The organism is Archangium lansingense, from assembly GCF_026626635.1.
GTDB lineage: Bacteria > Myxococcota > Myxococcia > Myxococcales > Myxococcaceae > Archangium > Archangium lansingense.
The window spans coordinates 10914413-10936340 of record NZ_JAPNKA010000001.1; the positions used below are offsets into that span (position 1 = coordinate 10914413).

At 67.6% G+C, this 21928-nt stretch carries 18 protein-coding genes and 1 pseudogene; 9 read left to right on the plus strand and 10 right to left on the minus strand.

Annotated features, from left to right (window positions below):
• Positions 1–20: 20 nt before the first annotated feature.
• Complete coding sequence (locus OV287_RS43555) at positions 21–815, plus strand: Uma2 family endonuclease (RefSeq protein WP_267539956.1); 795 nt, start codon at positions 21–23, stop codon at positions 813–815.
• Positions 816–824: 9 nt separating this feature from the next.
• Here OV287_RS43555 and OV287_RS43560 read toward each other — a convergent pair whose 3' ends face one another.
• Positions 825–1892: a potassium channel family protein gene (locus tag OV287_RS43560; protein WP_267542543.1), complete on the minus strand. Its 1068-nt coding sequence runs from the start codon at positions 1890–1892 to the stop codon at positions 825–827.
• A 185-nt stretch (positions 1893–2077) separates the two neighbouring features.
• Between OV287_RS43560 and OV287_RS43565 the strand changes: the two genes are divergently transcribed.
• Positions 2078–3262 (plus strand): glycosyltransferase family 2 protein, encoded by a 1185-nt coding sequence (locus OV287_RS43565; protein ID WP_267539957.1) that lies wholly within the window; start codon positions 2078–2080, stop codon positions 3260–3262.
• Between the two features lie 3 nt (positions 3263–3265).
• Here OV287_RS43565 and OV287_RS43570 read toward each other — a convergent pair whose 3' ends face one another.
• Positions 3266–5515, minus strand: coding sequence for an Ig-like domain-containing protein (locus tag OV287_RS43570; RefSeq protein WP_267539958.1), 2250 nt, complete (start codon positions 5513–5515; stop codon positions 3266–3268).
• A gap of 77 nt (positions 5516–5592) precedes the next feature.
• On the opposite strand from OV287_RS43570, the gene OV287_RS43575 reads away from it, so the two are divergent.
• Positions 5593–6651 carry a pectin acetylesterase-family hydrolase gene (locus OV287_RS43575; RefSeq protein ID WP_267539959.1) on the plus strand — a complete coding sequence of 353 codons (1059 nt, stop codon included), beginning with the start codon at positions 5593–5595 and terminating at the stop codon, positions 6649–6651.
• A 185-nt stretch (positions 6652–6836) separates the two neighbouring features.
• Here the strand turns inward: OV287_RS43575 and tatC are convergent, their stop codons facing one another.
• The 4 genes from tatC to OV287_RS43595 all read right to left on the minus strand — a co-directional run bounded on the left by tatC (position 6837) and on the right by OV287_RS43595 (position 12084).
• Positions 6837–8048 carry a twin-arginine translocase subunit TatC gene (gene tatC, locus OV287_RS43580; protein WP_267542544.1) on the minus strand — a complete coding sequence of 404 codons (1212 nt, stop codon included), beginning with the start codon at positions 8046–8048 and terminating at the stop codon, positions 6837–6839.
• Positions 8049–8084: 36 nt separating this feature from the next.
• The gene (gene tatB, locus OV287_RS43585; RefSeq protein ID WP_267539960.1) at positions 8085–8537 is read right to left on the minus strand and encodes a Sec-independent protein translocase protein TatB; all 453 of its coding nucleotides are present in this window, start codon (positions 8535–8537) and stop codon (positions 8085–8087) included.
• Between the two features lie 152 nt (positions 8538–8689).
• Positions 8690–9958, minus strand: coding sequence for an MFS transporter (locus tag OV287_RS43590; protein ID WP_267539961.1), 1269 nt, complete (start codon positions 9956–9958; stop codon positions 8690–8692).
• A gap of 62 nt (positions 9959–10020) precedes the next feature.
• Positions 10021–12084 carry a methyl-accepting chemotaxis protein gene (locus tag OV287_RS43595; RefSeq protein ID WP_267539962.1) on the minus strand — a complete coding sequence of 688 codons (2064 nt, stop codon included), beginning with the start codon at positions 12082–12084 and terminating at the stop codon, positions 10021–10023.
• Between the two features lie 150 nt (positions 12085–12234).
• Between OV287_RS43595 and OV287_RS43600 the strand changes: the two genes are divergently transcribed.
• From OV287_RS43600 to sitI6, 5 genes and pseudogenes are all read left to right on the plus strand, one after another.
• Entirely contained in the window at positions 12235–13266 is a 1032-nt protein-coding gene (locus OV287_RS43600; protein ID WP_267539963.1) for a histone deacetylase family protein, read from the plus strand.
• Positions 13267–13317: 51 nt separating this feature from the next.
• Entirely contained in the window at positions 13318–13860 is a 543-nt protein-coding gene (locus OV287_RS43605) for a hypothetical protein (protein ID WP_267539964.1), read from the plus strand.
• Positions 13857–14534: a glutathione S-transferase family protein gene (locus OV287_RS43610; RefSeq protein WP_267539965.1), complete on the plus strand. Its 678-nt coding sequence runs from the start codon at positions 13857–13859 to the stop codon at positions 14532–14534. Before OV287_RS43605 ends, OV287_RS43610 begins: the two co-directional genes overlap by 4 nt.
• Before the next feature lie 88 nt (positions 14535–14622).
• Positions 14623–15402 (plus strand): annotated as a pseudogene (sitA6, locus tag OV287_RS56740) (SitA6 family polymorphic toxin lipoprotein).
• 22 nt (positions 15403–15424) lie between these two features.
• Positions 15425–16147: a SitI6 family double-CXXCG motif immunity protein gene (gene sitI6 / locus OV287_RS43625; protein ID WP_267539967.1), complete on the plus strand. Its 723-nt coding sequence runs from the start codon at positions 15425–15427 to the stop codon at positions 16145–16147.
• Here the strand turns inward: sitI6 and OV287_RS43630 are convergent.
• Together OV287_RS43630 and OV287_RS43635 are read right to left on the minus strand one after the other, a co-directional pair.
• Positions 16131–16838, minus strand: coding sequence for a Bax inhibitor-1/YccA family protein (locus OV287_RS43630; RefSeq protein WP_267539968.1), 708 nt, complete (start codon positions 16836–16838; stop codon positions 16131–16133). The two genes, sitI6 and OV287_RS43630, sit on opposite strands and share 17 nt — an antisense overlap.
• 34 nt (positions 16839–16872) lie before the next feature.
• On the minus strand, positions 16873–17427 hold the full coding sequence (locus OV287_RS43635) for a hypothetical protein (RefSeq protein ID WP_267539969.1): 555 nt from the start codon (positions 17425–17427) through the stop codon (positions 16873–16875).
• A gap of 187 nt (positions 17428–17614) precedes the next feature.
• Here OV287_RS43635 and OV287_RS43640 point away from each other — a divergent pair, with 187 nt between their 5' ends.
• Positions 17615–18376 (plus strand): SDR family NAD(P)-dependent oxidoreductase, encoded by a 762-nt coding sequence (locus OV287_RS43640; RefSeq protein WP_267539970.1) that lies wholly within the window; start codon positions 17615–17617, stop codon positions 18374–18376.
• On the opposite strand, the gene OV287_RS43645 is transcribed toward OV287_RS43640, so the two are convergent.
• Positions 18377–20950 carry a penicillin-binding protein 1A gene (locus tag OV287_RS43645; RefSeq protein ID WP_373371872.1) on the minus strand — a complete coding sequence of 858 codons (2574 nt, stop codon included), beginning with the start codon at positions 20948–20950 and terminating at the stop codon, positions 18377–18379.
• Positions 20947–21912, minus strand: a complete 966-nt coding sequence (locus tag OV287_RS43650; RefSeq protein ID WP_267539971.1) for an RluA family pseudouridine synthase — start codon at positions 21910–21912, stop codon at positions 20947–20949. The genes OV287_RS43645 and OV287_RS43650 overlap by 4 nt, the downstream gene beginning before the upstream one ends.
• Positions 21913–21928 lie beyond the last annotated feature (16 nt).

The following is a 21928-nucleotide window of genomic DNA, read 5'->3' on the forward strand; positions in this document are numbered from 1 at the left end:
CACGTCGCAGGCTTGAAGCCATGGGACGAAACACGAATGAGGGTGGGGATGCCTTCCCCCGGGCGCCTACCCAAGAGGAGTGGGAGGCGATGGGGCCGGAGGAGAGGGAGCGGGTGGTGGCATCACTGCCCGGCGAGGTGACGTGGGACGAGATGGCCATGCCGGAGGGCGACAAGCACTTCCGGGCCAAGGTGCGCACGCTGGACGTGCTCGAGGGCTATTTCAGCCACCAGCGGCGCAGGGTGTACCTGGGAGCGGAGCTGCCCATCTACTACCCGGGCGAGCGCCGCTTCGCGCCGGACCTGCTGGCGGTGCTGGATGTGGAGACGCACGAGCGGGAGAAGTGGGTGGTGAGCCACGAAGGCAAGGGGCTGGACTGGGTGCTGGAGGTCCACGTGGGCGGCGATCGGAAGAAGGACGCCGAATACAACGTGGAGCGCTACGCGCGGCTGGGGATACCCGAGTACTTCATCTACGACCGGGCCCGGGAGAGGCTGGAAGGCTACCGGTTACCAGAACCCGGGGCGCGGCGGTACGAGCGGATGAAGACAAACCAGGGCCGCTACACCTCGGAGGTGCTGGGACTGGAGCTGGAGGTGGTGGGGGCGCAATTGCAGGTGTGGGCGGGCAACGCGCTGTTGCTCGAGTCGGGGGAACTGGTGGCGCGAATGAAGGAGAAGCTGGAGGAGGTGCAGCAGCGGGTGGACGAGGAGGCACGGCTGCGCGCGGAGGAGGCGCGGCAGCGCGAGAAGGCGGAGCGCCGCATCGCGGAGCTGACGGCCGAATTGGAGCGCCTCCAGCACCGCGAGGAGTGAAGTCCGGGCTCAGCTCCCGCCGTGATGGGCATACACGGGGGCTTCCGCCTCCATGGTGAAGGCGCGCAGCTGCTTGTACTCCTTGTACTCGGCCTGGAGCGTCACCATGTCCCCCGCCTGGATGCGCGTGTCGCCAGCGGGGTGCAGCCACTCGTCACCGCTGCCCCCCCGGCGCATGGACAGCGCCAGCCCTCCGAAGCGATCTCTCACCTCGGAGATGGTCAGCCCCGGCAACCCCAGCCGCGCCTCGAAGACGGACACCACCATCAGGTGCGTGCCGATTCGGAACGAGTGGATGATGCGCGGATCCAACGCCGCCAGCGCCATGGCGGGGGCCGCCAGCGACGAGCTGCTCAGCGCCTCGGCCTTGAAGGTGTCGCGCACCTTGGCCACCAGGTCATCGTCGAAGAGGCGGATGACCACGCGGATGTTCGGGTTCATCCGCCGCGCGTCCAGCGCGATGTTCAGGTTGGCCAGGTCGTCGTCCGTGGCGCAGACGATGGCCGCCGCCTTCTTCACGTTGGTGCGCGGCAGACACTGCGGGCTGCGGATGTCGTCGATGAGCAGCGGCACCTGCTCGTCGCGCAGGACGGCCACGAAGGAAGCCTCCTCGCGCTTCTCCACCACCACCACGTCCTTGCCCAGCGAGCGCAGCTGCACCACCACCCGGTACCCCACGCGCCCCGCGCCGCACACCACCACGTGCCCATTGAACGTCTCGGCGATCACCTCGAACCACTCCTTGTCCTGCCGGTGCTTGGCGAAGAAGAGATAGGCGAAGCGCACCACTCCGTCGACCAGCACCGCGATGCCCACCGGCGGGATGACCATGTCGAGGAACATCAGCAGGCTGTCATCCACGTCCAGCGACGGCTGCCCATAGAGCAGGAAGTAGACGTGGCGCAGCGCCTTGCCCAGGCTCACCCCATGCCCGTCTGGCCCGATATGGCGCCAGCGGTACACCAGCGGCATGCAGCCGAAGAGCAACACCGCCATGAGGACCGTCGTGCGGAAGCGACGCAGCAGCGCACGAAGGTAGAGCAGATTCATCGCCAGGCGGCGGCGGGGAGTCACCATCGGGTGCTTGCGTACCACGGCCGAGACACCTCGGTCACCCACCGGGCGCGAGACACGATGTCAGGCGCCTCCGCCCCCGCCCGGACTCCCTGACACGCGAGGCCCCTGTCAGCTCCAGTGCCCTCCGAGGAGACGGGAGCGGCACGTCCCTTGAAAACAGGGGGTGTCCAGGGAGAGAAACGGACATGACCATCCTGGTGGGAGCCTTCGCGGTGCTGGTGGGCCTGAGCTGCGTGTACTGGCTCATGGGCATGTGGGGCTTCATGCGGTTGGAGCAGGCGCTGCCTCGCCTGGGAGCACCCGGTATCCCCGAGCCGACCCGGTGGCCCCGGGTGTCGCTCGTCATTCCCGCCTGCAACGAGGTGGACTCACTGGAGGCCGCCGTGGCCTCGCGCCTCGCGCAGGACTACCCGGAGCTGGAGGTGGTGCTCATCGACGACCGCTCCAGCGATGGGACGAGCGCCCTGGTGGACCGGCTCGCCGCAGCGGACGCGCGGGTGAAGGCACTCCACATCACCCACCTCCCCGAGGGCTGGCTCGGAAAGCTGCACGCGCTCCACCGCGGCGCCGAGGCCGCCACCGGTGACTGGCTGCTCTTCACGGATGCGGACGTGCACTTCGCCCCGGACACCGTGCGCCGCGCCATGGCCCTGTGCGAGGCCCGCTCCTGGGACTTCCTCACGGTGCTCTTCCGCCTGCGGCCCACGACCTTCCTGCTGGACACGGCTGTCTCCACCACCATGCGGATGATCGGCACCGCGGCCCGGCTCCACCGCGTGGCGGACCCCACCTCCTCCGCCTCGATGGGCGCTGGCGTCTTCAACCTCGTGCGCCGCGACATGCTCGCGCGCACCCGCGGCTTCGAGTGGCTCAAGCTGGAGATCGCCGATGACGCCGCCTTCGGGCAGATGGTCAAGCGCGCCGGGGGCCGCTGCGGGGTGGCCCACGCGCTCGACCGCGTGAGTGTGGAGCTCTACCCGTCCATGAGGGCCATGGCCCGTGGCTGCGAGAAGAGCGGCTTCGGAGTGCTGGGGCAGTTGAGCAACACGCGCCTCGTGCTCTCGTGCCTCCTCTTCCTGCTCATCGAGACCGCGCCCCTGCTCGCGCTGGCTCCCGGGTGGCCCGAGTGGCTGCGCGTGGCGGGGCTGGCGGGCACGGGAATGGCGCTCGCAACGTGTGCCCTGGCCAGCCATGTGCTTCGACGCCCCCTTCTGGCCACGCTCGCGTACCCAGTGGGCACGCTGCTCTTCGTGTTCCTCATGCTGCGCTCGGGGTGGCTCGGGTGGCGGCGCGGAGGCATCGTGTGGCGCGGCACCCTGTACCCCACGGAAATGCTGCGCGCGGGCATCCGCTACGAGACGCCGTTCTGATCCTCACTCCAGCCGCAGGAAGTCCACCCAGCCCGCGTCGGTGCCGGCCGAGCCACTGCCGCTCTTGCGATAGATGAGTTGCACGGAGTGGCTCCCCGCGGCCAGCCACCAGGACTGGGCGGCCCACACCGTCTCGCCCGAGATGCTGTTCTTCTTCACGCCGTCGATCCACAGCTCCAGGTAGTCGGCGTACTGCTCCGAGCTCACCCGCCACATGAAACGGAGCGTCCTCGGGCCCTCGGCGGTGAACTCGAGCGTGCTCGTCTGGCCGTGGCCCACCTGCCCGCTCCGGGCCGAGTCGTTCCCCGTGTAGTAGTACTTGTCGTCGCCGTACCAGTACGCGCTGCCTCCCACACGGAAGGACAGGCTGGTGTTGTCCAGGCCGTTGTTGAGGGTGATGCCACTGCCCGGGTTGTCCACCGTCACGGTGACGCGCGACTCGGAGGCGTTGCCCGCGGTGTCCCACGCCCGCGCCACCAACGTCTGATAGCCATTCTTCACCCACGGGTCCGTGGCCCAGGAGATGGACCAGGGCGCGCTCGTCCGAGTCGCCAGGAGGTAGTTGCCCGAGTCGCTGTAGAACTCCACTCGGGAGATGCTGCTCGCGTCACTCGGGCTGGCGGAGAGGGTGACGTTGCCCTGGGCGATGGAGCCGTCCGCCGGCGCGGTGAGGGACACGGAGGGAGGCGTGGTGTCCACGTTCTGCACGGCCACGGTGATGACCTTGCTGGCAACCAGCGAGCCCGCCCGGTACGCCTCGGCCTTCAGCTCGTAGCTGCCATCCGCGACCCAGGGATTCGTGGCCCAGGTGGGCTCGAAGGGCGCGCTGGAGTCGGTGGTGATGAGGTACCAACTCCCCGTGGAGCCGGCTGCGCGGCTGTAGAGCTTGACGGTATCGGCGTCGTTGAGGGGATGCCCGCCCGCGGAGAGCTGGACCCCGACGGAGCCCGCAACCTGGGCCTCGTTCCTCGGGGAGGTGAAGTCCACCCAGTACGTCTGCGCGGTGGCGTTCTTCACCGTCACCGAGGTGAGGCCGGTGGCCACCACGCTGGAGCCCTGGAAGGCCTCGGCCTTCAACTCGTAGTCGCCGTCGTTCACCCAGGGGTTGGTGGCCCAGGAGATGGCGTAGGGCGACGTGGTGTCCGTGTTGAGGAGGTACCACGCGTCCGAGGTCCCCGCGGTCCGGCTGTAGAAGCGCACGCCCTCCACGGTGGCTCCACTCACCCCGGCCTGCAGCGAGACGTTGCCCGAGACGAGGGCGCCACTGGAGGGCGAGGAGAAGGACACGGAGGCCGCTGCGTTCTTCACCAGGACCCGGACGGTGCCGGTGGCCTTGAGCACCGTGCCCTTCCACGCCTCGGCTTTGAGCTCGTACGCTCCATCGGCCACCCAGGGGTTGGTGGCCCAGGTAGCCCCGTAGGGCGCGGTGGTGTCCGAGGCGAGCGCGTACCACTCGGTGGCGCCATCACGGCGGCTGTAGAGCTTCACGGTATCCACGGCACCGCCGCCCACCGAGGCGTTGAAGGCCACATTCCCGGACACGGTGGCCCCCGGAGTCGGCGCGTCGATAGAGACCCAGACGTCCTCCACCGCCCCCGTCACTGGCGAGTACTTGTAGAGGTTGGAGGTGGCCGAGTACGTGCTGCTCGGTGACAGGTAGTTGTTGAGGTAGGAGACCGTCTTGGTGACGTAGGAGGCGTAGGGGTTGTAGCCAGCGGATTGAATCCCCTGGACCCAGCGGTTGACGGCCGTGGTGACGGCCACCCCGTTGCGGATGTCCGAGACGTAGCGCTCGGTGACGGGCTTGTAGCGCGCGAGCGTGGCCAGCTTCATCCCGATGAAGAGCACCGCCTCGCGCCGGCTGCTGAAGCTGACGTACTTGTTGTTCGGGTCCCACGAGGGCTGGCACGCCAGCACATACGAGGGCCGCCCGCCGGCCGCCTCCGAGCTGGTCCACTTCCACCCGTACAGATTGTTGGCGTAGAGACCGATGCGCGTGAATCCATAGCCGGACTCATTGGCGGCCATGGCCAGCAGCGCGGCTGCGGGCGTGCCCCAGCTCGCCTCCGCCTCCTGGGCGTAGGTCTTGAGCTCATCGATGAACGCTGTCTTCTCCGCCAATGTGGGATGGCCGGGCTGGGGCGAGTAGCAATCCCACTGCGCCCGGGCCGTACCGCTGCCCGCGAGGCCCATCAACAGCGCCCATCCCAAGACCCATCGAGAGACTGGACTGGCCATCCGTTGCAGCGACATCTCACCCTCCTGGAGCGTCGTCCGAGACGAGTCTTCGCTACCATGTGACCTCCCTGCAACCGACGAGGACACAGAAGATGCGGCTGCCGCTGATGGCAAGAGACCTGTTGGCTGTACTCAGCGCGGTACTGGTGATGGGCACGGGGTGTGAGCGGGAAGAGCCTCCCATCACCCCCCCGGAGAACACGTGGAGCTGGGTCGACTTCCCCAACTCCACCTGCGACGAGGGCACGCCCACCGGCATCGGCACCAACCTCAGCGACAGCAAGAACCTGCTCATCTTCTTCAATGGCGGCGGCGCCTGCTGGGACTCCAGCACCTGCGTGCAGCGCAATACCTCCTCGCACGGGCCCTTCACCCAGACCCAGTTCGAGTCCCTCGCCTCGACGATCCTCCCGGACTCCATCCTCGACCGGCGGCTCGCGAACAACCCGTACAAGGACTGGAACCTGTTCTTCATCCCGTACTGCACCGGAGACCTGCACATCGGCAACGCGGATGCCGTCTACACCAACGGCACCACCACCACGACGTTCCACCACAGGGGACGGGCGAACACCGAGGCCTTCCTCGCCCGCATCGCCACCACCGTCCCCAACCCCGAGCAGGTGGTCGTCACCGGCTCGAGCGCGGGCGGCTTCGGCGCGACGCTCAACTACGATCTCGTCCGCTCCACCTTCCCCAACGCGAAGGTCTTCCTCATCGATGACTCCGGGCCGATGCTCAAGAACAACGCCATCTCCCCCGCCCTCCGCGAGGCCTGGGCCAACGCCTGGAACTATGCCCCTGTCTTCGATGCCATCGATCCGGCCGTGAAGGATGATTTCTCAGCGCTCTACACGGCGCTCTCCAGGAAGTACCCCAACGACCGGATGGCGCTCCTGTCCTCGGAGCGGGACCAGACGATCCGGACCTACCTGGGGCTGTCCGCCGACGAATTCCAGAGCGCGATTCGGGACCTCGACTCCACGGTGCTCGAGCCGCTGCCCAATACCCGCTCCTTCCTCACCACCGGACAGGGACACACGATGTTGGTCAGGCCGGCAGCATTGAGCTCACAGGGCGTGTCCCTCATGAACTGGCTCAACCAGATGCAGAGCGCGAGCGACTCGGAGTGGCAGTCCGTGCGCCCGTAGCGGGGGGCTCAACCTGGGAACCTCGATACCCTCACCCCGTCCCTCTCCCAAAGGGAGAGGGCTCAACCTGGGGCCCTCGATACCCTCACCCCGGGGGGCTTGCCCCCCCTTTGAACGACGGGGGGACCCTCTCCCGAAGGGAGAGGGGAAATGGGGCGGAGGAAATGGGGCGGGGAGATAGCGGCTCAGGCTCCCGTCGTCGGGGTGATGCTCGTCTCGGCTTCCTGCTTCCCTCGCCTGCGCTCGATGAGCCACACCGCCAGCACGCCCATCTCGTAGCAGAGCAGCATCGGACCGGCCATCAGCGACAGGTTCACCACGTCACCCGTGGGCGTGAGGATCGCCGCCGCGATGAGGCACACCACGAACGCGTGCCGCTGGTACTTCATCAGCCAGCCCGACTTCACGATGCCCACCAGGCCCAGCAGCGCCATCACCAGCGGCAGCTCGAAGATGACGCCAAACGACAGGAGCAGCAGCAGCACCAGCGAGAGCTGCTCGTTCATCGTCAGCATCGGCTTCGTCCACGCCGCCGCCACGTGCCGCGCCTTGCCCAGCGCCAGCTCCTTCTCCAGCCGCCACAGCCCCGACAGCTCCTCGGCGCGCGTAGGCGCTACCCCGGCCAGCAGGCTCGCCGCCTCGTCCATGGCCTTCGCCGACGCTCCGTAGTCTTCCTTCGCGTACGCCTCCACCGCCTCCGCCCGCTTTTCCACCGTCTGCCGCAGCACGCTGCGCGCCGGCACCCCGAAACCGTCCGCCGCCGCGTCCACCAGCCGCCCCAGCCCGTCCAGCCGTGCCGCCAGCTCCACGCTCTCCGAGGGCGCCCGCGTGGCCTCTGGCATCTGCCCCAGTCCGTCCGCCTTCAGCGCCGTGCTCGCATCCTTCGCCAGCAGTCCCGCCCGCTCCGCGTCACCAATGCGCAGGAAGCGCAGCGCGTCGTCCGCCCTCAGCCGCCCCACGTCCAGCCGCTGGGAGATCGCCAGGCCCTCCTCGTCGTTGAGGAGGAACTTGAACATCGAGGGCAGCACCGCGAAGTAGCAGAACAGCGCTCCCGCCAGGAACGCCGAGGAGCCCAGGAACACGAAGGGTCCCGCGTACCGGCGCTCGTCCGGGTACAGCCCCGGCGACACGAAGCCCCAGATCTGCATGAGGATGACGGGCGTCGTCAGGAAGATGCCGCAGTAGACGCCCACCTTCATGAGGACGTTCAGCTCCTCGATGCCCGAGGTGTAGACGAGCGAACGGCCCTCGGCCGGCAGCGCGTCCAGCACCGGCTTCATCAGGACGCCGAAGATGGGCTTGGCGAACACCAGCGCCGCGGCGCCCAGCACCAACACCGCCAGCGTGCACTTGAGAAGGCGGGAGCGGAGCTCCGTCAGGTGCTCCGCCAGACTCATCCGAAGTTCGTTATCCACGGGCTCGAATCTCGAGGGCTAGCCGCTCTTGGGGGCGTTGCGCGCCACCGTGCCCGGAACGGGCTCCAGACGCGGGAGGGCATCCGGCTCCGCGGCCTCGGTGGCAGACGGCTCGGCGGTGGGAGAAGGGGTTTCCGAGGCCACGGCCACGGCCCCCGCGGTCTCCAGAGGGGCAGCGGCGGCCTGGGTCTCCGGAGGGACGGCCGGCGTCACGGGCACTGCCGCGGGCACCGGCGAGGGCAGCACTGCCGGGGTGGCCGGGTGGACCGGAGGACGGGGGTCGTCGAGGATCTCCTGGTCCATCTTGTAGAACTCGCGCTCCACCACGGTGCGGACCTCATCGGTCTGCCGGCGGAACTCGCGCACGAACTTGCCGATGGTCCGCGCGAACTCGGGCAGCTTCTGCGGCCCGAGGACCAGCAGTGCCACCACCACGATGAGGATGAGCTCGCCTGCGCCGATGTTGAACATGAACGGATGGCTCCAGAACCGCCCCGGGGTTATCGCGCCCCGAGCGGCGGGGTGCAACCCGATTGGTCTACCCTCTGTTCGCCTGCCTCCCTGTTCTCCATCCCCCTGGGGTGAGCACGGGGCAGATCGCCCCACCCCCACCCGGGGTGTGCTCAGCCATGAGGAGCCCCACCGTCGGAGGCCACAGGTACGGGGGCGACGAGCGGGGTGGCGGCCCCCCGGCTGCGCGCCAGCACCTGGCGCTCCACCAGGAAGAACATGACGGGCAGGGTGAGCGTGACGGCCATGGACACCAGCACCACCCGGTTCAGCCCCACGAGCTGTCCGTCGGGCAGGGTCGTCAGCAGCCTCGAGGACAAAGAGGCCCCAGCCGCGGCGCCCAGGTGCTGCACGGCCGACTGGAAGGACATGAAGCGCGCGCGGATGGCCTGCTCCGGCACCCGCGAGGTGAGCGTGCTAGCGGCGACGTTGCGCACCCCGTTGGAGAGGAAGAAGCACGCGAAGATGGCCACCAGGGGCACACCCGCCGGCAAGTGGATGAAGGTGATGTAGAGCGTGCCGATGAACAGCACCGCGCCCACCGCGCCCACCCGGAACGAGCCCAGCGCGTCCACGGCCTTGCCCGCCACCCGCAGCGTCACGAAGCTCACCAGCCCACCGGCGAAGTAGATGAACTCCAGCTCCTCGCGCGGGTAGCCCAGGTTGTGCTGCACGTAGCCGGAGATGTGGGGGATGATGACGAAGCCCGCCACGTTGAGCAGCATCGTCAGCGAGTAGGACAGGAGCACATCCGTCCGGGTGAACAACTCCCTCACGCTCACCGTGGGGCCTCGCTCGCGCTCCAGGTGCCCGCGGACGGGGGGCAGGAAGAAGATGGCCCCGGCCACCACCAGCAACCCCAGGCCCGCCACCACGAAGAAGGGCATGCGCCAGTCCGCCCAGACCGCCACCTTCAGGGCCAGGGGGACGCCCAGCACGGAGGCCACCGAGAAGGCCCCCATCACCCCGCCCATGGCCCGCCCGCGCCGCTCCGCGGGGATGACGTCCGCGATGATGGACATGGACAGCGACGTGGCCGGACCACCGAACAGGCCCGCCATCGCCCGCGCGACCAGCAGCGACGTGAGGCCCGTGGCGAAGCCTCCCGCCGCCGTGGCCACCACCAGCCCCAGCATGGCCACCGCCAACGCCTTGCGCCGGTCGAAGCGGTCCAGGAAGTAGCTGCCCGCCACTCCCGCCACGCTCGCCGCCGCCGTGTACGCCGCGCCGATGTTGCCAATCTGGTTGGTGGGGATGCCCAGCGCCGCCGCGAAATCAGGGCCCAGCGGCATCACCATCACGAAGTCCAGGATGTTGACGAACTGGACCGCGCCGATCAGGAAGACGACCGCACGCTCTGACACCGCTCGGGGCGAGGACATGGTGCCCCTCCACTATTTGAGTGCCGGGCCGGGCGCACGAGATTCCTCGCGCGCCCCCGCCCTCACACCTTGAAGCGCCGGATCTCGGCGCGGAGCACCTCGGACTGACGCTGGAGGCTGTCGATGGCCTCCTCCAGCCCCTTCACCGAGCGCGTCTGGTGCTCGGACACGCCCTTGATGGCCTCCACCGCCTTGAGCACCTGCTCGCTGCCCTTGGTCTGCTCCTTCTGGGCGCGGTTGAGGTGCGTCACCATCTCGTTGATGTTCTCGATGGAGCGGGTGATCTGCTTGCTGCCGTGCGCCTGCTCCTGGCTGCTGCGCTGCACGTGAGCGGTGATGGCCTTCATCCGCTCGGCGCTGTTCATGATCTGCTCGCCGCCCTTGGCCTGCTCGTTGGAGGCCTTGGAGATCATCTGCACCGTCTCGGAGATGCGGTGGATGGCCTGCGTCACCTGCTTGCTGCCCTTGGCCTGCTCCACCGTGGCCCGGGCAATGGCCTTCACCATCTGCGTGGACTTCTGCGCGCTGTCGTTGATTTTGCGCAGGGTGCCCTCGGCCTCGCGGCCCAACTGCACACCCTCCTCCACGTTGCGCACGCCCTGGTTCATCACCTGCACCGCGTTGCGGCTCTCATCCTGCACGCGGCTGATGAGGTCGGCGATCTCCTTGGTGGACGCGCCGGTGCGCTCGGCCAGGTCCTTGATCTCATCGGCCACCACCGCGAAGCCCTTGCCGTGCTCGCCCGACTGCGCGGCGATGATGGCGGCGTTGAGCGCCAGCAGGTTGGTCTGCTCGGCCACGTCGTCGATGACGTTGAGGATGTTGCCAATCTCGGAGATGCGCCGGCCCAGGCTGTCGATGACGGCCGAAGTACCGAGGCTGGACTCCTTGATGCGGTCCATGCCCTGCATCGTCTTGCGCAGGGCGTCCACGCCCGTCTTGGCGTCCTCGGACACCTGCTCGGACAGGCGCGCCGTCTCGTTGGCGTTGGCCTCTACCTGGCCGATGGAGCTGTCCATCTGACTGATGGAGGAGGACGTCTCCTGGGTGGAGTCGCGCAGCTCGTCGATGTTCTTGGCGACCTCCTTGATGGAGAAGGTCATCTCCTCGATGGCGCTGGTGGTCTCCTCCACGCTGGCGGCCATGGCCTGGACGTTCTCGGCCACCTCGTCGTTGGTGGCGGCCATCTCCATGATGGAGGAGCTGCTCTCCTCGGCGCTCTGGTAGAGCACCTCCACGTTCTCCGCGATGCCGCGCAAGCTGGCCAGCATCTGCTCCATGGACGAGGACGTCTCCTCCACGCGTCCCTGGATGGTGGAGGCACCCGAGGACACCGTGGTGCCGGCGCGAGAGAGCTGCTCGATGACGCCGGAGACCACCTCGGACACGCCGCGCACCTGGCCGAGCGTCTTGCGCAACGACTGGCCGATGCCGTCGAGCGCCTCGGCCAGTTGGCCCAGCTCGCCGCTCCCGATGCCGTCCACCGTTACCCGGCTGGTGAGGTCGCCCTCGGCCATCTTGCGAGCCACCGCCATCATGCGGTCCAGCGGGCGGAGGATGAGCTTGTGCGTGACGACGTAGATGAGGCCCACCACCAAGGACAGGCCGATGACGAAGGCCGCCAACAGCAGAAAGAAGAGCTCACTGAGGATGTCGCGCAGGGGCGCGAAGTCCACCACCACGATGAGCCGACACTCCCCGGTCCCACATTGCGGCCCCTGCGCGGACTCGGACAGGAGCCGGTCCCCGTTGGGCAGCGTGAACTCCGACGAGGGCCCCAACCGGGAGAGCTGGCCGAGCCACTCGGTGAGCCGCTCGGGCTGTTCGCCGCCCTCCAGGAGGATGCTCCCATTGCTGGCGACGATGGCAGCGTACTTGAAGTCCTTGTCCGCCTCTGCCAACCCGCCGATGGCCCGCATGGCGAGCGTGTCCGCATCCGGCCGGGTGAGGATGCTGGCGAGCTCCCGAGCCTTGGCATGGCCATGCTCCAGGAGCCTGGACTCGAGGTAGCTCGAGACCATCCAGGAGATGGAGATGTGAAGGGCCCCGAGGATGATGACCAGGGCGAAGGTGAAGATACCGAAGAGGGCGACCCGGAGGCCGGGCTTTTTCAGGCGTCGGAGCAAGGCCTCGCGACTGTAGGAAGGTTGGGCCTCGAAGGGCAAGAAACCGGCGGTCCCTCCTGGGGCGAGGAGTGCCAATCCCCCGCTCGGGGAGAGAGAGAGCAGGCGCCCAGAGTGCGTCCGCGCCATACTGGATGGGTGGGAGCCCGTGCCATGACCCAGACGTTGCTGCTGACCGATCCCCTCTTCCTCCGGCACGACCCGGGCCCCGAGCACCCCGAGTGCCCCGAGCGGCTGTCCAGCATCCTGGACCTGCTCAACATGGAGCCCATCTCGGGGGCCGAGCGGCGGGCCCCTCGCCCGGCCACCGAGGAGGAGCTCGCCGCGGTGCACACCCAGCGGCTGCGTGACTACCTGCGGGGGCTGCGAGGCCGACACGAGGTCATCGACCCGGACACCTTGACCTCACCGGACACGTATGACGCGGCGGTGCTGGCGGCGGGGGCTTCGGTGCAGGCAGTGGAGGAGGTGCTGGCGGGGCGGGCACACAACGCCTTCGCACTGGTGCGGCCACCAGGGCACCACGCCGAGCCGGACCGGGCCATGGGCTTCTGCCTCTTCAACAACGTGGCCATCGCCGCGGAGGCCGCGCGCCGTCAGGGCGCCGAGCGAGTGCTCATCTTCGACTGGGATGTGCACCATGGCAACGGCACGCAGGCGGCCTTCTGGCAGCGGCGCGACGTGCTGTACATGTCGGTGCACCAGTATCCCTACTACCCGGACACGGGCGCGCCCTTCGAAGTGGGCGAGGGCCCGGGCGCTGGCTACACCCTCAACTGCGGGCTTCCGGGGGGTGCAACGGACGCGGACTACGGGGCGCTCTACCAAGACCTCTTTCTGCCGGTGGCGCAGGCCTACAAGCCGGACCTGGTGCTGGTATCCGCGGGCTTCGACGCGCACCGGGATGACCCGCTCGCGGACATGATGCTCACCGAGCGCGGCTTCGCGGCCATGTGCACGGCGCTGAGGGACGTGGCGGAGAGCGCCTGCAAGGGGCGGCTGGTGCTGATGCTTGAGGGAGGTTATTCGCTGGAGGGCCTCTCGCAATCGGTGCACGCCTGTGTGGAGGTGATGGCCGGAGAGACAAAGGACAGCTTCCCGAAGGGGGTCTCGAGGGAAGCGGCGGCGGCGCTCCAGCGCAGCCGTGAGGCGCTCAAACCCTACTGGTCCGTACTGGGCCGGTGAGGCGCGCCGGAGTGGAGACCTGGATGACGTTCACAGGTGCTGGGGTGAGACGTGGATCGTGAAGCCGTGGAGAAGTTGCAGCGTGCGGGCCTGAAGGTGGAGCAGCCGGAGATGCTGCGCGTGGCCATCCAGCGCGACGAGAACAAGAAGGTGATGAAGTTGCTCGGGGAGGTGCCAGTGATGGGCAACGAGGGGTTGATCCTCGTGCAGCTCAAGCCCATCTCGCAGCTCTGGACGGGCTCGGCGGTGCCGCCGGACCTGTCGAAGACGCCCCCGCCGCAGTACCAGCCCTTCTTCCTGCTGCTGGAGTCGACGGCCGCCAACTACTGCGCAGCACAGGGCAGGCCCGAGACGGATGACGAGTTCGAGCGACTGTTCCGCCAGCTGCGCCGCAGGCCGGACGGGACGGATGTGCACCCGCTCTTCTCGTACCTGCAGGGCGCGGCACGCCTGTACATGTCCCTGCGGGACGTGAGCCAGGCCGAGTTCGAGGCGGTGGTCAGCCGGCTGAGCCAGTCGGCGAAGTGGCACTCCACGCACACAGGCAGCAGCAACTACCACCGCGAGGTGCTGCAGGGGGTATTCGGAGCATGATTGACCTGTACACGTGGGCGACGCCCAATGGGCACAAGGTGTCCGTGACGCTGGAGGAGCTGGGGCTGGCGTACACGGTGAAGCCGGTGGACATCGGCAAGGGCGAGCAGAAGCAACCGGGGTTCTTGAAGATCAACCCCAACGGGCGCATCCCGGCCATCGTGGACCGCGAGGAGGGAGACTTCGCGGTGTTCGAGTCGGGAGCCATCATGCTCTACCTGGCGGAGAAGACGGGGAAGCTGCTGCCGTCGGACCGCAAGGGCCGCTCGCGGGTGACACAGTGGCTGATGTTTCAGATGGGCGGAGTGGGACCCATGCAGGGACAGGCCAACGTCTTCTTCCGCTACTTCCCGGAGAAGATTCCCGCGGCCATCGCGCGCTACCAGAACGAGACCCGGCGGCTCTACACGGTGCTCGACACGCGGCTGGGGGAGAGCGAGTACCTGGCGGGCGAGTACAGCATCGCCGACATCGCGAACTGGGCCTGGGTGCGCGTGCATGACTGGGCGGGCGTGTCCCTCGACGGGCTGCCGAACCTGCAACGCTGGCTGGCGGCCATCGAGCAGCGGCCCGCGGCCCAGAAGGGACTGACGGTGCCGCACGTGGTGAAGCTCGACACGTCCGCCGGCCAGGACCAGGCCATCAAGGCGGCGCAGAGCATCGTGCAGAAGTAGAGGCGGGAGGGCTCGGCCAGCATCCGTAGGAGACGCGCCATCGTGGTGGTGATGGAGCGGGCTGACACGCGGGAATAAGCTGGGCCCCATGCGCCGCTTGATTCTCAGGAAGGGCCTCCCACTCCTCGTCCTGTTGGTGACCGCTTGCGCGGCTTCATCCCCCATCGTGCGGGAGGACGAGGTCCCCGAGACCGTGTCGTCCTCCTGGGAGGAAGCTCGCGCGGACCCGACCTGCGTGGTGCCACTGTGTGACGGGGAACGCTGCGCCATCTGGCGTTGCCAGGACATAGTGGAAGAGGAGGAAGAAGAGGCCCATCCCATCGTCCTGGCGAGGGGAAGCCTCCCGGTGGCCCGCCCTCCCATGGTGTTTCCTGGGACGGGGCTACGTCCTCCAACGGATTCCAACGTCGCGACGGAGCTGCGCTCTCCGCTGGCGGACACGCCCAATCGCTGGTGGGGACACCCCGTGGCGGCGCCCACCTATGCGGATCCCGTCTTCGAAATCCCCTGACACAACTGGAAGACGCGCGACCGGTTCGTGCCCAGGCAACTGCGCCACTGGATGTGCAACATTCCCCCGAAGGAGCCCTACGAGAAGCACCACATCTTTCCTCAACAAAAAACCCTTGCGACATGGGTCAAACGCCGGAACATCGACATCCACGCCTTCACCGTCCGTCTGCCCAGGAGCTTCCACCAATGGCTGCACAGTGGCGGGCCAGAAGGAGGGCAATGGAATGAGGCCTGGCGGCAGTTCATGGCCAAGAACAACAGAACCGCCAAAGCCGAGGACATCTGGCGGTTCGCGGGCGAGCTCATGATGCGATTTGGCGTGAATGGTCCGCTCATTCCCTACTATTGCAACTGACCAGGGAACCGAGACCAAGCACATGGACTATTTCATCATTCAGGAAGACAGGTCCGCAGGTTACACGGGCTTTGTTGACGCCTCGCCTCGATGGGGGCTGCCGGGCGTCTACTGCCCCTTGTGTCAGGACACCTGGAGCGGGGGCGCCAACGTTTACCCTTCGGTTGATTTGACGCCAATTGCCGCTCTGGCCGACTTCGAGACTCCCCGGGCCGAACCCATTGAGGAATATGAGCGGCTGTGCGAGCTGGTACGGCCCCTGCTGCCTCCGGGTGCGCAGTTGGAGCCAGGAGCGGGATTCGGCCCGCTCGAGGGCAAGGCCCAGGGCCGTTTCGGGCAACTGTTCACGGACTTCTCCGGGCTGCTGCTGATTCAGCGCGAGGCCCTGAACAAACTCCAGACCGAGGGGCTCAGAGGACTCAAGGGCTGCCCAACCGCCCTGCGCTTCCGCCAACGCCACTCACCCGAATTGCTCGAGCTGGAGCTCCTGCCCGTGGGCCGCCTGCACCCCGACTGCCTTCCCCCCAACCCTCAACCTCCCTGTCCCCGCTGTGGCCGCCTGATGCACCCCCTCCCGGATGTCCTGATACTGGACGCCTCCACCCTTCCCAACCACCTCGACCTGTTCCGGTTGGAGGACTACTGCAACGTCAACGTCTGCACCGGGCGTTTCGTGGAGGCGTGCCAGCGCCTGGGGTTGGATGGCGTTGTCTTCCAACCCCTGCGCGTCAACGCCGGTCCATGAAGATGCGCAGGATGTACCAGAACAAGAGGGCCACGGACGAGAACAGGGCCAGCGCCGCCGCGACGTGTGAGCCCACCGGGTAGTGATGGAGGACGTTGGACGTGTAGTAGAGGATGTACCCCGCCGCGACCACGACCATCACGGCCGCGAAGAGCGTCCCCAGGGTGAAGCCGAAGATCAGCGAGACGACGATCAGCCCCAGTGCCGCGAACCCGGCGATCATCAACGCGGGACGGAGCCACGAGAAATCGCGCTTGGTGAGGAAGACCGTCCCCGTCAGCCCCACGAACACGAGCCCGGTGAGCACTCCCGCCTTGGCGATGATGTTCGGGTCCTTGGAGAAGTAGGCCGCTACGTAGAGGAGCGGGAGCATGATGATGGCTTCCGCCACCACATAGAGGCCGAGCCCGAGGTACTGCATGGCGGGAGACGTCGCGGAGCGAGCCCACCGGTCAGCGACCCATCCCACGAGCATGAAGGCGCCCAGGACGATGAGCCAGCTCATGCGCCCACCGAGCATCGTCTGCACGAGCGGCTGCGCCAGCGGTGAGTTGAGCAGCGCCGCCTCCACCGCGATGAAGGCCAGCACCGCGCCCCCGAGATGGAGATACGTCTTCCGGATGAAGGTCGCCCTCTCGGAGGCCGGAGCCTCGGCGGCAATCATCCCCCCTACAGCAGAATTCCAAGCCATCTCTCGTCCCCCTTCCGCTCATCGTCCAGCGGTGTCACACGTCGAAGTCACCCAGGTCCCCGCCGACGTCATCCCCGAAGCCAGTGTCGTCGGCAGCCGCGTCCTCCACCTGGGCCGACTCCAGCCCGCCCTCCTCGCCCCAGCCCCCTTCGTCGAAGCCGCCCAGAAACTGGTGGGCAATCGCCGAGCCGATGACCGTCCCCGCGATGCTGCCCAACAGGCTCCCAGCGAACATGCCGCCGAGGCTGCTCCCTCCGAAGGAGCGCTCCAACGTCCCGGGCTGACGCAACTCCGCTCGCGTCGCCATCCGCGCCAGTGCTCGAGGATCCGGGTCATTCGAGGCGGCCGCCCTCCGTTCCGCCGGAGGCAGTTCCTGGCCCAACTCCCGGAGGACCTGCGCTCGTTGCTCGGGCGTGAGCTGCGCGAAGGCCTCCGCATGGGCCTGCTCGATGGCTTCCGGCGGCGCCGTCCTCAACAGATACCGATAACGGGCCAGCGCCTGCTCATCGGCTGAGGGAACCGCTGGCCCTCCCCGGCTCGGCCTCGTGGTGGAGGAGCCCCCACCGAAGATGCGGTCTAGAAATCCCATGTGAACCCTCCTCGTCGGACCCCTCTAGGAGCAGTCGCTACACGCTGGAGATGGGCTGGCCGCTTCGCTCGACAGCATGATCGCTCCCCTGCCAGCGCCCGCCCCTGGGGTGGCCCTCAAGGCGAGGGCCTGGAAGGCCGCCCGGTTCCATGGCAGGAAGTCGCCAGCACATCCGGAGGAAGCACACATGGCGGAGATGAGCTATCGCACGGCGCTGGTAACGGGCGCCTCGAGCGGTCTGGGACGCGGGCTGGCGCTCTGGTTCGCCCGGCGCGGCGTCAAGGTGTACGCCGCGGCCCGGCGCCGCGAGAACCTGGAGGCGCTCGCCAACGAGGCCCGCGCGGCCAGCGCTCACATCGAGCCGGTGGAGCTCGACGTCGCCGACGCGGACAACACCCTCGCCCGCATTCGTGAGCTGGACGCCGCCTGTGGCGGGTTGGATCTCATCATCGCCAACGCCGGCTTCGGCCAGGAGACGTCCGGCAAGCGCATCAATTGGGACACGGTGAAGAAGACCATCGACGTCAACGTCACCGGCGCCGCGGCCACCCTGTCCGCCGTGCTCCCGCAGATGGTGGAGCGCAAGCGGGGCCACGTGGTGGGCGTGGCCAGTCTCGCTGCCTTCCGCGGCCTGCCGCGCAACGCCGCCTACTCCGCCTCCAAGGCCTTCCTCCACATCTTCATGGAGAGCCTGCGAGTGGACCTCCGGGGCACCGGCGTCCAGGTCACCTGCATCTACCCCGGCTTCGTGAAGAGCGAGATGACGGCGCAGAACAAGTTCAACATGCCCTTCCTCCTGGAGACGGAGGAGGCCGTGGAGCTGATGGGCAAGGCCATCCTGCGCGGGGAGGCCCAGTACGGCTTCCCCTGGCAGATGGCCGGCGTCATGGGCCTGGTGAAGCGGCTGCCGAACGCCCTCTTCGACGCCGCCATGCGCAAGGCGCGCTGACTACGGCGCGCCCATGATGAAGTCCTGCACCCCGACCGCGCCCTTCTCCGGGGCCACGTCTTCGGGCTGCGTGCCCTTCTTGAACCAGATGTTGGTGGCGTCCTTCGTCCCGGACGAGGCGATCTTCCCCGTCTTCTTGTCGATGCGCAGCAGCCGCATGTTGTCGCGCAGCCACTCGGGCGGCCAGAACTCGGACTGGGGACGCGCCGCCAGCGCGGGCTTCATGTAGTTGAGCCAGATGGGCAGCGACGCGCGGCCACCCGTCTCGTAGCGGCCCAACGGGTGCTCGTTCTTGTCGTAGCCCACCCACGTCACCGTCACCAGGTCGCGAGTGAAGCCAGCGAACCAGGTGTCGAAGGAGTCGTTGGTGGTACCCGTCTTGCCCGCCGCCGGCTTGCCCAGCTTCTGCGCCGGGCCGCCCGTGCCCTCCGCCACCACGCCGCGCAGGAGCGTGGTCGTGATGAAGCCCGTCTCGGGGCTCATCACCTGCTCGCCCGGCTCGAACAGCCGCGCATAGCCCGCCGCCACCCGGTCCTGCAGCGGCGCCCACGCGTCGTCGTACGCCGTGTGGTCCTCCAGCGTGCGCCCGAAGCGGTCCTCAATCTTGCGGACGAAGTACGTGGGCTTCTTACGGCCGTAGCGGTTGAAGACGGCGTACACGTTGGCCAGGTCGTACGGGTACACGCACGAGGAGCCCAGCGCCGCCGAGAAGTCCTGGTTCATCGGCGTGGTGAGGCCCAGCCGCGTGCTCCACTCGGCCATGTTCTTCACGCCCACCGCCGCGAACGTCTTCACCGCGGGGATGTTCATCGAGTTCACCAGCGCCGTGCGCAGCAGCACGTCCCCGAGGAACTCGTCGCTGTAGTTGTCCGGCTTCCAGGCGACACCGTTCTCCGGATCGTGCTCGACGATGGGCGAGTCCACGATGATGGTGGCGCCCGTCCACCCCAGCTGCTCCAGCGCCGCCGAGTACACCAGCGGCTTGAAGGAGCTGCCCGGCTGGCGGCACGCCTGGAAGGCCCGGTTGAACTCGTTGGCGTCGAAGTCGTAACCGCCCACCATCGCCGTGAGGTACTGGCGGTGCGGGTCGATGGACACCAGCGCGCTCTGCAGCTCCGGCTCCTGCTCCAGCCGGAAGAGCGGCACGTCCTCCGGCACTTCCTTGTCCATCTTCCGGTCGAACTGGACGTTGTCGTCCGTGAGCTCCTTCTTCACCACGTGGCGCACCACGATGACGTCGCCCGGGTTGAGCACCTTCTTGGGGGAGGTAAGCATCAGCCCCGGGTAGTACCCCTCGGGGTTCACCTTGCGCGCCCAGCGCATGCCCAACAGCGGCAGCAGGCCCTTGTGCGGACCCACCTGCACCTCCACTCCCTCGGGCTCCACCTTCGTCACCAGGCCCACGTACAGCTTGTTCTCCTGGAGCTTCTCGTCGCCCAGCGCCTTCTTCGCCTTGTCCAGGAAGGCCTTGCGCTCCTGCTCCGTGGCCAGCTGCAGTACCGGCCCGCGGAAGCCCTGGCGCTTGTCGATGGCCATCAGCCCCTCGAGCACCGACTCCTGCGCGGCACGCTGGCGCTCGCTGTCCATGGTGGCGAAGACCTTGAGGCCGTCGTTGAGCAGCACCTTGTTGGTATAGCGCTCCACCACGTCCCGGCGCACCTGCTCGGTGAAGAACGGGGCGAACTCGTGGAAGACGTCCTCCACCGGGTACACCTGCACCGGCTCGGCGTCGGCCTGCTCGCGCTCCTGCGCGGAGATCATCCCCTCCTCGAACATGCGGCGCAGCACGTACGAGCGGCGCTTCTTCGCCGCCTCCGGCTTGAGGAAGGGCGAGTAGCGGCTGGGCGCCTGCGGCAGGCCGGCGATCAGCGTCATCTCCCCCAGCGTCAGATCGCGCACGTCCTTGCGGTAGTAGTTCTCCGCCGCGCTCTGCACGCCGTAGCTGTGGTGCCCGAGGAAGACGTTGTTGAGGTAGAGGTAGAGGATCTCCTCCTTCGTCAGCGCCTCCTCCAGGCGCCGGGCGAGGATGGCCTCGCGAATCTTACGGGTGAGGTTCTTCGCGGTGGCGCTCTCGTAGCCCTCGGCGGAGATGAGCACCGCCTTCGCCGTCTGCTGCGTCAGGGTGGAGCCACCCTGCAGGCTGCCGCCCAGGCCCAGCTTCTTGCGAATCGTCTTGAAGCCAGCGCGCGCCGTGCCCAGCACGTCCACGCCGTGGTGGTCGAAGAAGCTGGAGTCCTCGCTGGCGATGAAGGCCTGCACCAGCCGCTTGGGGATGCGCTCGTAGGGCACCACCTTGCGCCGGTGGTGGTAGAACTCGCCGGCCAGCACCGCGTCGTCGGTGTAGACCTCGGTGACGATGGGCGGCCAGTACTGGTCCACCCTGGGGATGTCCGGCAGCCCCTGGGAGAAGTGGTAGTACACGCCCATCACCGCAATCACCGCCGCGGTGGCTCCCGTCAGGGTGGCCCAGGCGGCGAACTTCAGCAGGCGCACCCAGATGGGGCGCTTGGGCGGAACACCGTCGAGCACCAGCTTCGACTCGGAGCGATCGGTCTTCTCGGGATTCATACTCATGAGGGTTCCAGCGCGGCGCGCTTGAGCACGTCCTTCAACTCCGGGGGCATCTTCGCCTCCATCGCCACCTTGCCCCCGTGAGCCGGGTGGGGAAATTCAATGAACTCGGCATGCAGGAACAGGCGTTTGAGCCCCCAACGGGCCCGCACATCCCTGTTGAAACCGAAGTCACCGTATTTCTTGTCCCCGGCCACCGGGTGGCCAATGGCGGCCAGATGCCTTCTTATCTGATGAGTGCGTCCGGTCTCGATGACGCAGGAGAGGAGGGCTGCCTCGCCCGATTGCTTGATGACCTTCCATCGAGTCACGGCCTCCTGCATGTTCACCCCGCGACGGGCCTTGGACTCGGCCGTCTGCTGGTGTTCAGCGAGCGGGAGGTTAATGACCCCGGAGTCCTTCGGCATCCGGCCTTTGACCAGTGTCAGATACCTCTTGCGGGGATGTCCGTTGGTGAAGAGTTCCGTGAAGTGGACCATCGCCGGCCGGCGCTTGGCCACCAGGATGACGCCGCTCGTCTCCCTGTCCAGCCGGTGAGCAGGGCTGGCGGCGAAGTCGTTGCGCACTGCCTTGGGCCCCAGGTAGGCGCGCACGTAGTCCACCAGCGTCCCCCCGGTGATGCCGCTCCCGGTGTGGACGGCCATCCCACTCGGCTTGTCCACCGCCATCATCCAGTCGTCCTCGAAGAGGATGACCAGCTCGCTGGGGTCTACGGGGGGAGGGGGTGGGGGTTTGCGCTCCTCGGGGGTGGCGGGGGCCAGGAGCTGCTCCTCGGTCCCCCGGATGGAAATGGTGTCGCCGGCGGCCAGAGGCTGCTCTGGCTGGGCCCGCTTGCCGTTCACCCGCACCTTCTTCACGCGAATCATCTTGAAGAGGTGTGAGGTGGGCACGTTCGCGAGCTTCTTGCGGAGGAACTTGTCCAACCGCATGCCCGCGCTGTCTTCCTCGATTCGGAACTCGATCATTTGACTGGCGCACGGA